A 14,141-nucleotide genomic window follows, 5' to 3' on the forward strand; every position below is an offset into this window, starting at 1 on the left:
AAGGGATGCGGCCCGCTCGTGCGCTCAGTCAGTACAACCGGAGCCCGGTTAACCGACGCCCTTGCTGAGGGAGCCCAGCAGGTCGCGGTTGAGCTGCGAGATGGTGTCCAGCGGGATGCCCTTGGGGCAGACCGCCGCGCACTCACCGATGTTGGTGCAGCCGCCGAAGTCCTCGTGGTCGTGCTGGTTGATCATCTTCACCACACGCGAGGCCCGCTCCGGCTGCCCCTGCGGGAGCATGCCGAGGTGGGTGACCTTCGCGGCGGTGAACAGCATGCCCGAGGCGTTCGGGCAGGCCGCCACGCAGGCGCCGCAGCCGATGCAGGTCGCGGCGTCGAACGCGCGGTCGGCGTCCGGCTTCGGGATCGGGTTGGCGTGGGCGTCCGGCGCGGTACCCGTGGGGGCGCTGATGAAGCCGCCCGCCTGGATGATGCGGTCGAACGAACCGCGGTCCACGACCAGGTCCTTCACGACCGGGAAGGCCTTGGCCCGCCACGGCTCCACCGTGATGGTGTCGCCGTCGTTGAAGCTGCGCATGTGCAGCTGGCAGGTGGTGGTGACCTCCGGACCGTGGGCCTCGCCGTCGATCACGACGCCGCAGGCACCACAGATGCCCTCGCGACAGTCGTGGTCGAACGCGACCGGGTCCTCGTTCTCGAGAGTGAGCTTCTCGTTGAGAACGTCGAGCATCTCGAGGAACGACATGTCCTCGGAGACGTCCGTGAGCTTGTACGTGACCATCCGGCCTTCGTCGTCACGGCCCTTCTGGCGCCAAACGCGCAGGGTGATGTTCACTTGTAGCTCCGCTGCTTCATCTCGACGTACTCGTACTCCAGGGCTTCCTTGTGGAGCACGGGCTTGCTGTCAGCGCCACCGAACTCCCAGGCGGCGACGTAGGCGAACTCGTCGTCGTGGCGCAGGGCCTCGCCGTCCTCGGTCTGGCTCTCCGAGCGGAAGTGGCCGCCGCAGGACTCGCGGCGGTGCAGGGCGTCGATGCACATGAGCTCGCCCAGCTCCAGGAAGTCGGCCACGCGGTTGGCCTTCTCCAGAGCCTGGTTGAGCTCCTCGTTCGTGCCCAGCACCTTGACGTCGCGCCAGAACTCGGCGCGCAGCTCACGGATGAGCTCGATGGCCTTGCGCAGGCCCTCCTCGTTGCGCTCCATGCCGCAGTAGTCCCACATGATGTGGCCGAGCTCCTTGTGGAAGGAGTCGACGGTGCGGGAACCGTTGATGGAGAGCAGCTTGTCGATGCGGGAGGTGACCTCCTCCTTGGCCTTGACGGCCTCGGGGTGGCTCTCGTCCAGCTTCTCGAAGGGTCCGTCCGCCAGGTAGTCGTTGATGGTGTTCGGCAGGACGAAGTAGCCGTCCGCCAGACCCTGCATCAGCGCGCTGGCGCCCAGGCGGTTGGCGCCGTGGTCGGAGAAGTTGGCCTCACCGGTCACGAACAGGCCCGGGATGGTGCTCTGCAGGTCGTAGTCGACCCACAGACCACCCATGGTGTAGTGCACCGCCGGGTAGATGCGCATCGGAACCTCGTACGGGTTCTCGCCGGTGATGCGCTGGTACATGTCGAACAGGTTGCCGTACTTGGCCTCGACGGCATCCCGGCCCAGACGCTCGATCGCGTCGGCGAAGTCGAGGTAGACACCCAGACCGCCGGGGCCGACGCCGCGGCCCTCGTCGCAGACGTTCTTGGCGGCGCGGGACGCGATGTCACGCGGCACCAGGTTGCCGAACGCCGGGTAGATGCGCTCCAGGTAGTAGTCGCGCTCGCCCTCGGGGATCTGACGCGGGTCACGCGCGTCGCCGCCCTCCTTGGGCACCCAGATCCGACCGTCGTTACGGAGCGACTCGCTCATCAGGGTCAGCTTGGACTGGTAGTCGCCGCTGACCGGGATGCAGGTCGGGTGGATCTGCGTGTAGCAGGGGTTCGCGAAGTGCGCGCCCTTGCGGTGGGCACGCCACGCGGCGGTGACGTTGGAGCCCATGGCGTTGGTCGACAGGAAGAAGACGTTGCCGTAACCGCCGGTGGCCAGGACCACCGCGTCGGCGAAGTGCGTCTCGATCTCGCCGGTGACCATGTCGCGGGCGATGATGCCGCGCGCCTTGCCATCGATGACGATGACCTCGAGCATCTCGTGGCGGGTGTTCATCTGAACGGTGCCCGCCGCGATCTGCCGCTCCTGCGCCTGGTAGGCGCCGATCAGCAGCTGCTGGCCTGTCTGGCCGCGCGCGTAGAACGTACGGGAGACCTGCACGCCGCCGAAGGAACGGTTGTCGAGCAGACCGCCGTACTCACGGGCGAACGGCACGCCCTGGGCCACACACTGGTCGATGATCTCGACGCTGGTCTGGGCCAGACGGTAGACGTTCGACTCACGGGAGCGGAAGTCGCCGCCCTTGACCGTGTCGTAGAACAGGCGGTGGATGCTGTCGCCGTCGTTGCGGTAGTTCTTCGCGGCGTTGATGCCGCCCTGCGCGGCGATGGAGTGCGCGCGACGGGGGCTGTCCTGGTAGCAGAACGAGATGACGTTGTAGCCGGCCTCGCCCATGGTCGCCGCGGCGGCGGCACCGGCCAGACCGGTACCGACGATGATCACGGAGAGCTTGCGCCGGTTCGCGGGGTTGACCAGCTTGGCCGAGAAACGGCGCTTGTCCCAGCGCTCGTTGATCGGGCCCTCGGGCGCCTTCTCGTCGCGGAGCGGGGCGCCCTCGATGTAGAGATCGTTCTCAGACAATTGACTCACACCAGTCCAAAGGTGACTGCCAGGGGCGGCAGCAGGAAACCGACGGTCACGATCACCGCGAGCGCCACAGCGACGGCGTTGATCTTGCCCTGGCGACTGGCCTTGTTGACGCCCAGGGTGGCCATGCCGCTCCAGATGCCGTGCCGCAGGTGGAAGCCCACCGCGATGACGGCCAGGACGTAGAACAGGGTCACGTACCAGAACTCGGGCTGGAACCCGTTGTAGAGCCGCTCGTAGGGGCTGTCGGACTTGCCGCCCGGAGCGATGTTGTTCGTGGTCAGGTGCAGGATGTGGAAGACCACGAAGAGCGCGATCAGCACACCGCCCCAACGCATGGTGTAGGAGGCGTAGGTGCGCTGCACCCGCTTCTTCACCACGTAACGCTGCTCGCGGGCCTTGCGCGCGCGGATCGTGAGCACCGCTGCCGAGTAGATGTGGATCAGGATGCTCGCGAGGAGCGCCATCCGGAAGATCCAGAGGAATCCGCTCTCGGGCAGGATCGGATACCCGATCTCACGGAGTGAGTGGGCATAGTCATCGAAGGCAGCCTGGCCCGAGAAGACTTTCAGGTTGCCGTACATGTGCGCGATCAAATACAGCACGAGGATCGCACCGGAGGCAGCCATTGCTGACTTGAGCGCCACCGTGGACCCGTAGGCCGTAGACCGCTTCTTGGTCAAGGTACTGTTCGCCACAGCCTGCAACTTTAAATTGGGGTTAAGTCCGACGTCCAAGTCATCAGGACCCTGGTGTCCATAGCCTTAGGCTATGAAGCATGCAGTTCCAGCAGCTCGCCTACTTCGTCGCTGTGGCCCGCACACGCCATTTCACCCGTGCAGCCGAGCTTTCTCGCGTCGCCCAGCCGAGTTTGAGCAAACAGATCCGCAGCCTTGAACGTGAGTTGGGCGCGCCGTTATTCAGTCGTGCTCGGGGAAACATCACACTCACGCCGGCGGGCGAGGCCTTACTTCCGCTGGCACAGCGCATCCTGACCGACCTGGAGACGGCCCGCCGCGAGGTCGCGGAGCTCGCCGGGATCCGCCGCGGCCGGGTCCGGCTGGGGGCGACGCCGTCGCTGTGCGCGGGGCTGCTGGCCGACGTGCTCGCGAACTTCCACACCCGCTTCCCCGGGATCGAACTCCACGTGGAGGAGAGCGGTTCGCGTGACCTCATCCGGGACCTGGGCCGGGGTGAGCTGGACCTGGCGCTGATCATCCTGCCGCTGCACAGCAGCGATCCGGACTTCTCGACCACCCCGATCCTGAGGGAGAACCTGGTGGTGGCGAGCCCGACCTCGCGCCCCTCCCCGAACGGTCGGGCGTCCATCCGCATCACCGAGCTGGAGAACCGTCCGCTGGTGATGTTCCGGCGGGGCTACGACGTCCGCGAGGCCACCCTGCGCGCCTGCCGCGCCGCGGGGTTCGAGCCGGACCTGGCCGTGGAGGGCGGCGAGATGGACGCGGTGCTGCGGTTCGTGGAGGCTGGCCTGGGGTTGGCGGTGGTGCCGAGCATGGTGCTGCGCAACCGCCCCGGCCTGCGCGGCACCCCGCTGGCCCGGCCGCGGCTGCTGCGTACGGTGGCGCTGGCCCGGCGCAAGGACGTGGAACCGTCGCATTCGGCGGAAGCCTTCCGCCGCCACCTGAACGAATACCTGCTGACGATGTCGCCGGAGGACCTGGGGCCGGATCTGGAGGTGCTCATCTCCGCCGCGGACGCGGGCGATCCCGGGCACGACCTCCGTGGGGGACCAGGGGGACGGGACTGATCCGACGGGCTGCCCCGGGCCGAGGGCCTGAGGGCCTGCGGAGTTCCGGTCTGCCGGACTGGTCCGACTTCCCCTACTTCGCACGGCTCTGTCATCGACCCTCCCCCGTACCGCGGTTGCTTCGCCGCGACCCCCGCCTGGGTGACCCTTGAACCCAACCGCCGCCACCGGCCCTCCCCCACCGGTCCCGTGCGGGAGGCACCCATCCCCTATGCGGAACGTGGTCGCGTGATGAGACTCAGGTCGTTTTCCCGTCAGCAGGTCGTACTGGTCGCCGTCGCCGCGGCCACCGTCGCCGTCGCCCTCAGCCCGCCCAGGCTGGCCCTGACCCTGGCCTTCGCCGGACTGGCCGTCCTGGCCCTGGGCGTGGCGACCCTGGTGGAGAGGCAACGCCACCGCCTGTCCGAGGAGCTGGGGCAGGTGCACACCCGGCTCGACGAGATGACCCGTGACCGCCACGACGAGGCGAGTATCGCCCGTGAGCGCGACGTGCGGGTCCGGCAGACCATCCAGGAGGCCGCCGACGCCTGCGCGGACCGGACCGTGGAGGGCCTGGCCCGACTGGACCGGAAGCGGTCCCGGGAGCGGAAGGACACCGCCCGGACACAGGCGGAGAAACGGCTGCACAACGCGCAGGACCTGCTCTGGACCGGATACAGCTCTCTGGGGCTGGAGCGGTTGCGCGACCTGGGCGCGGATGCCGAGGCCAGTCCCGGAGTCCGGGCCGAGGCGCACAAGACCCTGTCCAACTGGCACCGCGCCACGGGCACACCTGACAGCGCCCGGGACCACGCCCACCTGGCCGACCTGGCCGCCCCGCGTGCGGCGCGCGGAGCGTCGGGGGTTCCCTCGCTGCTGACCGCGCGTATCCGGGCCCCGCGCACGGCCCGGCACTTCGACGTGGTGCTGCTGTCGGACTTCGGACTGCCCGGAGGGAGCACAGGCAGCAACCTCCAGGAGATCACCGCGCAGCGGCGGGCCGGGCTGAGCACCGGGCTGGTGCACCACCCGGTCGCCGAGTGGGGGGTGCGGCAGGGGGTCAACCCCAAGGTCATGGCGGCCGTGGACAACGACCGGGTCCGGTTCATCGCCCCGGACGAACGGGTCACCTGCGACCTCATGATCGTCCGGGTGCCCAGGCTGGGCGAGCGCCCGATGGACGTCCTGCCGTCGGTGGAGGCGGCGAAGCGGATCGTGGTCCTCAACCAGACACCGGACCGCCGCTACGGAGTGGAGATCGAGGGCAACGAGGCGTGGAACGTGGGCCGCTGTGTGGAAGGGTTCACGAGCCTGCTCGGAGAGCACACCTGGCACCCGATCAGTCCACGGGTGCGTGAGGCGATGGTCCGGCACCACGCCGCGGAGATGGCCGGGATCCCACTGGCCGAGGAGGACTGGACCAACATCATCGACCTGGACGCCTGGCGCCGCCCGTCCCGGCGCGCGGCTGACGGTCGGGTGCTGCTCGGTCGGCACTCACGGGACCACCGGGACAAGTGGCCGGACAAGGCGTCGGTGCTGGCCGCCGTGTATCCGGCGCTGCCGGGCTGGGAGACCCACGTGCTGGGCGGGGCGAAGGTTCCCGAACACACGCTGGGCGTCCTGCCGGACCACTGGACCGTGCACGACTTCGACACAGTGGACGTGCGGGAGTTCCTGCACGGCCTGGACGCGTACGTCTACTTCACCGGGGAGGGGCACCTGGAGCCGTTCGGCCGGTCCCCGCTGGAGGCGATGGCCGTGGGCCTGCCGACCCTGCTGCCGGAGTCGTTCCGGCCGGTGTTCGGGGACGCGGCGCTCTACACCGATCCGGCGGGGGTCCGGGAGGCGGTCGAGGCGCTGATGGGCGACGAGGACCGGTACTCCCGGCAGGTGCGGCGCGGGCATGAGGCGCTGCGTGAGCGCTTCAGTCACCAGACGCACCTGCGGAGGTTGGCGAGGCTGGGGGTACGGGTTCCGGCGGAGTTCCTGGAGGTGCCGGGGACGTCCGTGGCGTCAGGGGCTAACGGGATCAATGGGACAGCAGGGGAAGCAGGGGCTCTGTTGGTCCCCTGAACCATAGAGAGTGGCGTAGATCACACTAATTTCCCCGAGGTTACTCGGGAGCCGGAACGTGACCGTGATCACAGCGGCTTAGCGTTGCGTAACAGACCGGTTCGCTACTGCTTCCCGCAGCAATCCAGCACCCGGGAGCGGTCACGGCCACCGGAGGCACGGGTCCGCGCCCCGTCTCCCCGGCCCGCCGCTCTCCACAGGAGGTGGAGACCACGGTGACCTCTACGACCCCTGCACACGACGATCGCCCCGGTGGCGGCCCCGGCGGTGGCCGGGCGCGGCTGAGGCAGCGCACGCTGCGCACCGACCGATGGTGGCTGGGCCCGACCCTGACGACGTTGGGCCTGGCCACCTTTCTGATCTACGGGGCGGTCCGGGTGTTCCAGCAGGACCATTACTGGGTCCAGGAACACCACTACCTGACGCCCTTCTACTCCCCCTGCCTGGCCGCGCAGTGCGTCCCGGACGCCTCGCTCTTCGGGCGCGTGCCGTGGGAGTTCCCCCCGTTCCTCCCCTACGCCCTGATCAGCCTGCCGATCCTGCTGCTGTTCCGGGTGACCTGCTACTACTACCGCAAGGCCTACTACCGCTCCGTCTGGCAGGCACCCACGGCCTGCGCGGTACGAGAGCCGCACAGCAGCTACACCGGCGAGACGCGTCCGCTGATGCTCCCGCAGAACGGCCACCGCTACTTCTTCTACGCCGCCGGGGCCATCGTCCTGATCAATACGTGGGACATGCTCGTGCCCTTCTTCCACGGGACGGAGGGCGGGTTCGGCATCGGGGTCGGCAACCTCATCATGCTCACCAACGTGCTGCTGCTGTGGGCCTACACCTTCGGCTGCCACTCGTGCCGGCACATCATGGGCGGCCGCCTGCGCAGCTTCAGCAGGAGTCCGGTCCGGTACTGGCTCTGGGGGCGGATCTCCACGCTGAACAACCGGCACATGCTGTTCGGCTGGCTGAGCATCGCGTCGCTGATGGCCACCGACGCCTACATCGCCCTGGTCGCCAGCGGCACCATCACCGACCTGCGCATCTTCAACTGAGCATCGGGGAAGGAAGACACATCCAATGCCCCCCACAGCAGAGAACGGGATCACCCGGTACGACTACGACGTCGTGGTGATCGGAGCGGGCGGCGCCGGGCTCCGGGCCGCGATCGCCGCACGCGAGCAGGGAAAACGCACCGCGATCATTTCGAAGTCGCTCTTCGGCAAGGCGCACACGGTGATGGCCGAGGGCGGCGCCGCGGCCGCCCTGGGCAACACCAACGAGGCCGACTCCTGGAAGGTGCACTTCCGCGACACCCTGCGCGGCGGCAAGTTCCTCAACGACCCCCGCATGGCCGAACTCCACGCCAAGGAGGCGCCCGAACGCATCCTGGAACTGGAGTACTGGGGCGCGCTGTTCGACCGCACCGCGGACGGACGGATCAGCCAGCGCAACTTCGGCGGACACGAGTACCCGCGGCTCGCGCACGTGGGCGACCGCACCGGCCTGGAGCTCATCCGCACGCTGCAACAGCGGATCGTGGCGCTGCAGCAGGCCGACGCGGCGGAGTACGGCGACCCGGACGCCCGGCTGAGGGTCTTCGCGGAGACCGCCGTGACCAGCCTGATCAGGGCGGACGGAGATGAGGGAAGGATCGTCGGGGCCTTCGGCTACCGCAGGGTGGACGGCGGGTTCGTGCTGTTCGAGGCGCCCACCGTCATCCTCGCCACCGGCGGCATCGGCAAGGCCTTCCGCACCACCTCGAACTCCTGGGAGTACACGGGAGACGGACACGCCCTGGCACTGCGCGCCGGGGCCTCGCTGATCAACATGGAGTTCGTCCAGTTCCACCCCACCGGGATGGTCTGGCCGCCCTCGGTGAAGGGCATCCTGGTCACCGAATCCGTGCGCGGCGACGGCGGCGTACTGCGCAACTCCAAGGGCGAACGGTTCATGTTCGACTACGTGCCCGACGTCTTCCGCTCGCAGTACGCGGAGACCGAGGCCGAGGCGGACGGCTGGTACGACGACCCCGCCCATCACCGAAGGCCGCCGGAACTGCTGCCCCGCGACGAGGTGGCCCGAGCGATCAACAGCGAGGTGAAGGAGGGGCGGGGCTCCCCGCACGGAGGCGTGTTCCTGGACGTGTCCTCGCGGCTGCCCGCCGAGGAGATCCGGCGGCGGCTGCCGTCCATGCACCACCAGTTCAAGGAACTGGCGGACGTGGACATCACCGCCGAGCCCATGGAGGTAGGCCCCACCTGCCACTACGTGATGGGCGGGGTGCGGGTGGACGCCGACACCGCCGCCTCGGACGTGCCCGGCCTGTTCGCCGCCGGTGAGGTGGCGGGAGGCATGCACGGTTCCAACCGGCTGGGCGGCAACTCGCTGTCGGACCTGCTGGTCTTCGGGCGGCGGGCCGGGCTGGGCGCGGCCGCTTACGTGGACGCGCTCGACGGCGCTCGGCCGGGATCCGAGACGGTCGACCGGGCAGCAGCCGAAGCGGTGCGTTCGTCACTGACCCCGCTCAAACAGGGTGACGGGGAGAACCCGTACACGATCCACTCCGAGCTCCAGGACACCATGAACGACCTGGTCGGGATCATTCGCAAGGGTCCGGAGGTGGAACAGGCCCTGGAGCGGCTGAAGGAGCTGTCCGAGCGGGTGGAGGTGCTCAGTGCCCCCGGGGACCGGGTGTACAACCCCGGCTGGCACCTGGCGCTGGCCCTGCCCAACATGCTCCTGGTGTCCGAGGCCGTGGCCCGGGCGGCGTTGGAGCGCACCGAGTCGAGGGGCGGGCACACGCGCGACGACTTCCCGGAGATGTCGGCCGAGTGGCGGAAGGTGAACCTGTCCGCCCGGGCCGTCGACGGCCGGATCGAGCTGGAGCGGCGCCCGGTCGCGGACATTCCCGAGGAGATGCTCGCCCTGTTCGACCGGGACGAGCTGGCGAAGTACCTGACCGAGGCGGAGCTACCGGAGGGCCGGAGCGCCGACGAGGAAGAACTCCCCGAAGCAAGCCCCGAGGAGGGCACGTCATGAGTGAACGGACGTTCCGGGTATGGCGCGGCGCGGCCGACGGAGAACTCACCGAGTACCGGGTGGAGGTGAACGAGGGCGAGGTCGTCCTGGACGTGCTGCACCGTCTCCAGGCCACCCAGACCCCCGACATGGCGGTCCGGTGGAACTGCAAGGCGGGCAAGTGCGGCTCGTGCTCGGTGGAGATCAACGGGCGGCCGCGCCTGTCCTGTATGACCCGGATGAGCGTGTTCGACGAGGACGAGGTCATCACGGTGACCCCGATGCGCACCTTCCCGGTCGTGCGGGACCTGGTGTGCGACGTGTCGTACAACTACGACAAGGCCCGGGAGATCCCGTCGTTCACCCCGGATCCGAAGACGGAGCCGGGTGACTTCCGGATGCGCCAGGTGGACGTGGAGCGCTCGCAGGAGTTCCGCAAGTGCATCGAGTGCTTCCTGTGCAACAACGTCTGCCACGTGATCCGCGACCACGAGGAGAACAAGGAACACTTCTCCGGGCCGCGGTTCCTCATGCGGGTCGCGGAGCTGGAGATGCACCCGGAGGACACCGCGGACCGGCGGAAGATCGCCCAGGAAGAATTCGGGATGGGCTACTGCAACATCACCAAGTGCTGTACGGAAGTCTGCCCCGAAGGGATCCGCATCACCGACAACGCGCTCATCCCACTGAAGGAACGCGTGGTGGACCGCAAGTACGACCCGCTGGTGTGGCTGGGTTCGAAGATCGGCATGCGCCCGAAGGACACCCCGATGGCCCCGAACATCCGCCGCCCGGAGAACGGGGACTGAGAGGTCCAGGGGGGTGAGCCGTGGGCGGCGGGGACGACGAACCCGCCGCCTTTCACACCCAAGGTCCACAAAGCTGGCTTCATCCCTTTCCTACCTGATTCTACGTTTTCTCGACTTCGTCGTAGGGGGCGGATAGCTTGACCGTCCCGACGCCGGTGCCGCCCCTCCCCGAGCCCCGGCGAGGCACCGATCCGGGGCATACACGAAGGAAGCGGGACATGGCCGAGGACACCGGTTTCAAGCGGCATTTCAATGCGGAGAGCGCACGTTACCTCGGGGAACGGATCCGTGTGGCCCACCCCGGTTTCGACGTGGACGGCTACAGCGCGCGGATCGGCGCCCGGGTCGGCCCGCTGGAGCTCAAGGACCGGGTCCTGGTGATGGCCGAAGGCCTGCGCGCGAGGCTGCCCGAGCACTACCCCGACGCCCTCGACGTGCTCTGCGCCTGCATGTCCGCCCTCACCGACGAGGACAAGAGATACGCGGACGGGTTCTACCTGATGGCCGTGACCCGGTTCGTGGAGGAGTTCGGAGTGGATCACCCCGAAGCCTCTCTGGCCGCGATGCCCGAACTCACCCGGCACCACACGTGCGAGTTCACCGTCCGCCCCTTCGTGTCGGCGCACTACGAGGCGGCGATGGCGATGATGCGCTCCTGCGCCGTCCACACCGACCACGACATCCGCCGGTTCGCCAGCGAGGGCATCCGCCCCCGGCTGCCCTGGGCCCGCAGGCTCCCGGAGTTCGTCGCCGACCCCGCCCCGGTGCTGGAGGTCCTGGAGCTTTTGCGCAGCGACCCGTCCAAGTACGTGCGCACCTCGGTCGCCAACAATCTCAACGACATCTCGCGCGACCACCCCGGTCTGGTCCTGGACACGGCCGAGCGTTGGACCCGGGAGAGCCCGACCCCGGAGACCGCGTGGACGGTCCGGCACGCGCTGCGCACCCTGGTGAAACAGGGCGACCAGCGGGCGCTGGCGCTACTGGGGGCCACCGGCGGCGAACACGTGGAGGTGAAGGGGCTGGCCCTCAGCCCGGAGGTGCTCGACCTGGGTGGTCCCCTGTTGGTCCGGGTGGACCTGGTCAACACGGACGGGCGGCCGCACACGGTGATCGTGGACTATGTGGTGCACCATGTGCGCGCCAACGGCAGCCGGAGCCCGAAGGTGTTCAAGTGGGCGAAGGTCGAACTGCGCGCCGGGGAGCGGCGGACCCTGGAGAGGAAACACCCGGTCCGCCCGATCAGCACACGCTCCTACTACCCGGGGGAACACCTCGTGGAGATCCAGGTGAACGGCCTGGTGAAGGCGGCGGAAGCGTTCGAGCTGCGGGTTTGACCGGTCCGATCGCGGCTGGTGCCCTCCTCGGCACGGACACAGGATGCCCCGCTGCGCGTCGGGGAGGGCTGTGCGGGCTCAGAACCCGCGGCTGGTCCACTCGTCGAGGTGGGCTGCGGCTTCGGCGATGGTGGTGGACTCGCCGTGGCCGGGGTGGACGACGGTGTCGCCGGGCAGGGTGGCGAGTCGGTCGCGGATGGAGGCGATGATCGTCGGGAAGTCCGAGGCGGGCTGGCCGGTGGCGCCCGGGCCGTCGGGGAAGAGGGTGTCACCGCTGAAGACCACGCCGAGGTCGGGGGCGTAGAAGGAGACGCCGCCGGGGGTGTGGCCCGGAGTGTGCAGGACGTTGAGCTCCGTGTCTCCGGCGCGCAGGACCTCGCCGTGCAGGAGCGGGGCGTCGGGTTCGCGGTAGGGGTGGACCTGGTGCCAGAGTTCGGCGTCGTCGGGGTGGAGCAGGATCGGGCAGTCGGTGAGATCGGCCAGGGCGACGGCGGCGTTGACGTGGTCGCTGTGGCCGTGCGTGCACACGATCGCCATCAGTTCGCGGTCGCCCAGGCCCCGGGCGATGCGCTCGTGGTCGTGGGCGGCGTCGATCACCACGGCGCTCTCGTCGTTGCCGATGATCCACACGTTGTTCTCGACGTTGGACTCGGCGCCCTCGATGCTGAAGATTCCCGAGGTACGCAGCCGCTGGACGGGGGACAGGGAACTCACAGGCTCACCACCTGACGTCTGGCGGGACAGGGTTTCTGAGCCTATCCCGACGGATGTGCGCGCACACGCTTTTAGCCGGCGTCGAAGTCGCGGCGCAGGGCGTAGGGCTGGATGAGGCCGAGGCCGTGCGCGTGCCGGGCCCGGACCTTGACGACTTGGAGCCCCTCTTCTTCGGCGAGGCTCTCGGCGAGCGCGTCGTCGATGAGGACGGTGCCGGGGCGGGCGAAGGAGGTGAGGCGGCTGGAGCGGTTGACCGTGGTGCCGAAGACGTCCCCGTGCAGGGTGAGCACCGGGCCGTAGGCCACGCCGACACGGACGTCGGGGACCTCGACGTGGGTCTTCACTCCGGAGGCCAGGCGCAGGGCGATGTCCGCCGCCTGGAGGGGCGAGTCCGCGACGTAGAGCACCTCGTCGCCGAGGGTCTTCACCACGCGGCCTCCGCCGGAGGCGACGATGTCGGCGGCGGTGGCTTCGAAGCCCTCCACGACACCGGCGAGTTCGACCTCGTCGAGCTCGCGGCTGAGCGTGGTGAAGGAGACCAGGTCGGCGAAGCCCACGATCAGCGGGTAGTAGTTCGGGACGATGTCGTTGCCGTTGGACATCACGGCGAGGGTGCGCGCGGTGGAGGCGGCGAGCTGACGGCGCCAGATGTGCAGGAGGAGGCGCTCCACGTCCGGCAGGAGCTCCTTGACCTGGTTCATCAGAGGGTTGGCGACCTCGTTGCCGTCCTGGAACATGAGGGTGCTCAGGATGCTGGTCTGCCAGTCGGCCAGGCGGGCCATGGTCTGCCCCATGGCGCGGGCGAAGCGGACCACGCCCTCCTCGTCGAGGATGCCCTCCTTGAGCAGGGAGTCGGTGATACGCAACGCTTCGACGTCGCTCTCGGCGAAGATGACCGAGTCGTCACCCAGGGTGGGGAAGCCCAGGGCGCGCCAGACGCGGCCGGCAAGCTCGGGATCGGCTCCGGCGAGCTCGACCGCCTGTTCCCTGGTGTAGACCGCCTCACCACCGAGTAGGACGGACTCGATCGCTTTCGGGTCAGGACGCGACGGCATACGTTCTCTTTCACGGGACCTTCCCCGCCGGAGCGGGGAGCAATCTCTTTGCCACCGGCCCGAAGGCGCGGTGCTGGATGCGCCTCCAGCTTACGCCGGAGGCCTGGGGTCAACCCTGGGGGCCGGTCGGGTAGTCCGGCCGCTGGGCCGCGTTGACCTGGCGGTAGATCTCCGACTGGAACCACTGGGGTCTGGGCACCCTCTGGAGGACCATGCCCTCCTGTTCTGATGCCGACTGAATGGACAACGTTCCGTACCGCATGATCCGTTCCCAGAGCGTGATGTTGAAGGAAACATCGTTCACCCTGGTCAGCGGCATGTCCCGGCCCTGCTTGGAGATGATGCCGTCCCGCATCATCAGCCGCCGGTTGGTGAGGATGTAGACGGTGGTCGCCCACTTGAGCATGGGGACGAACCAGAAGGCGAGTGCGGCGACGACGCCGACGGCCACCATGACTCCTCCGGCGATCAGGCTCCAGTCCTCGTTCCAGGGCATGAAGAACAGGGCGGTGCCGACGACACCGATGATGAGCAGCAGCGCGACGAACTCACCGGCGAGGAGAGTCCAGTGCTGCCGTGCGACGTAGACGAGTTCCTCGTCGTCGGAGAGATAACGGTCCGCGATAGCCATAACGGTGATAATG

General features: G+C 68.5%; 12 protein-coding genes. 6 read left to right on the forward strand and 6 right to left on the reverse strand.

What is annotated here, in order from left to right; genetic code table 11:
- Positions 1-48: 48 nt before the first annotated feature.
- The 3 genes from NE857_RS29120 to NE857_RS29130 are packed head-to-tail and all read right to left on the reverse strand — an operon-like array spanning position 49 to position 3,391.
- Positions 49-795 carry a succinate dehydrogenase/fumarate reductase iron-sulfur subunit gene (locus NE857_RS29120; RefSeq protein WP_184366218.1) on the reverse strand — a complete coding sequence of 249 codons (747 nt, stop codon included), beginning with the start codon at positions 793-795 and terminating at the stop codon, positions 49-51.
- Positions 792-2,738: a fumarate reductase/succinate dehydrogenase flavoprotein subunit gene (locus NE857_RS29125; protein WP_254418518.1), complete on the reverse strand. Its 1,947-nt coding sequence runs from the start codon at positions 2,736-2,738 to the stop codon at positions 792-794. Before NE857_RS29125 ends, NE857_RS29120 begins: the two co-directional genes overlap by 4 nt.
- Before the next feature lie 5 nt (positions 2,739-2,743).
- Positions 2,744-3,391, reverse strand: a complete 648-nt coding sequence (locus NE857_RS29130; protein ID WP_301184365.1) for a succinate dehydrogenase cytochrome b subunit — start codon at positions 3,389-3,391, stop codon at positions 2,744-2,746.
- Positions 3,392-3,522: 131 nt separating this feature from the next.
- On the opposite strand from NE857_RS29130, the gene NE857_RS29135 reads away from it, so the two are divergent.
- The 6 genes from NE857_RS29135 to NE857_RS29160 all read left to right on the forward strand — a co-directional run bounded on the left by NE857_RS29135 (position 3,523) and on the right by NE857_RS29160 (position 11,728).
- Positions 3,523-4,512, forward strand: a complete 990-nt coding sequence (locus NE857_RS29135; protein WP_254418519.1) for a LysR family transcriptional regulator — start codon at positions 3,523-3,525, stop codon at positions 4,510-4,512.
- 231 nt (positions 4,513-4,743) lie between these two features.
- Positions 4,744-6,567, forward strand: a complete 1,824-nt coding sequence (locus NE857_RS29140) for a glycosyltransferase family protein (RefSeq protein ID WP_254422135.1) — start codon at positions 4,744-4,746, stop codon at positions 6,565-6,567.
- Positions 6,568-6,782: 215 nt separating this feature from the next.
- Positions 6,783-7,616, forward strand: coding sequence for a succinate dehydrogenase subunit SdhC (sdhC, locus tag NE857_RS29145; RefSeq protein WP_254418520.1), 834 nt, complete (start codon positions 6,783-6,785; stop codon positions 7,614-7,616).
- Positions 7,617-7,641: 25 nt separating this feature from the next.
- Positions 7,642-9,603: a fumarate reductase/succinate dehydrogenase flavoprotein subunit gene (locus NE857_RS29150; protein ID WP_254418521.1), complete on the forward strand. Its 1,962-nt coding sequence runs from the start codon at positions 7,642-7,644 to the stop codon at positions 9,601-9,603.
- The gene (locus NE857_RS29155; protein WP_254418522.1) at positions 9,600-10,391 is read left to right on the forward strand and encodes a succinate dehydrogenase/fumarate reductase iron-sulfur subunit; all 792 of its coding nucleotides are present in this window, start codon (positions 9,600-9,602) and stop codon (positions 10,389-10,391) included. Before NE857_RS29150 ends, NE857_RS29155 begins: the two co-directional genes overlap by 4 nt.
- Before the next feature lie 218 nt (positions 10,392-10,609).
- The gene (locus NE857_RS29160; protein ID WP_254418523.1) at positions 10,610-11,728 is read left to right on the forward strand and encodes a DNA alkylation repair protein; all 1,119 of its coding nucleotides are present in this window, start codon (positions 10,610-10,612) and stop codon (positions 11,726-11,728) included.
- Between the two features lie 78 nt (positions 11,729-11,806).
- On the opposite strand, the gene NE857_RS29165 is transcribed toward NE857_RS29160, so the two are convergent.
- From NE857_RS29165 to NE857_RS29175, 3 genes are all read right to left on the reverse strand, one after another.
- A complete protein-coding gene (locus tag NE857_RS29165; protein WP_254418524.1) occupies positions 11,807-12,442 on the reverse strand; it encodes an MBL fold metallo-hydrolase in 636 nt (211 codons plus the stop codon).
- Between the two features lie 71 nt (positions 12,443-12,513).
- Positions 12,514-13,497 (reverse strand): adenylate/guanylate cyclase domain-containing protein, encoded by a 984-nt coding sequence (locus tag NE857_RS29170; protein ID WP_254418525.1) that lies wholly within the window; start codon positions 13,495-13,497, stop codon positions 12,514-12,516.
- 109 nt (positions 13,498-13,606) lie between these two features.
- Entirely contained in the window at positions 13,607-14,128 is a 522-nt protein-coding gene (locus NE857_RS29175) for a PH domain-containing protein (RefSeq protein WP_254418526.1), read from the reverse strand.
- Positions 14,129-14,141 lie beyond the last annotated feature (13 nt).

Origin of the sequence: Nocardiopsis exhalans, from assembly GCF_024134545.1 — a bacterium.
Classification (GTDB): Bacteria; Actinomycetota; Actinomycetes; order Streptosporangiales; family Streptosporangiaceae; genus Nocardiopsis; species Nocardiopsis exhalans.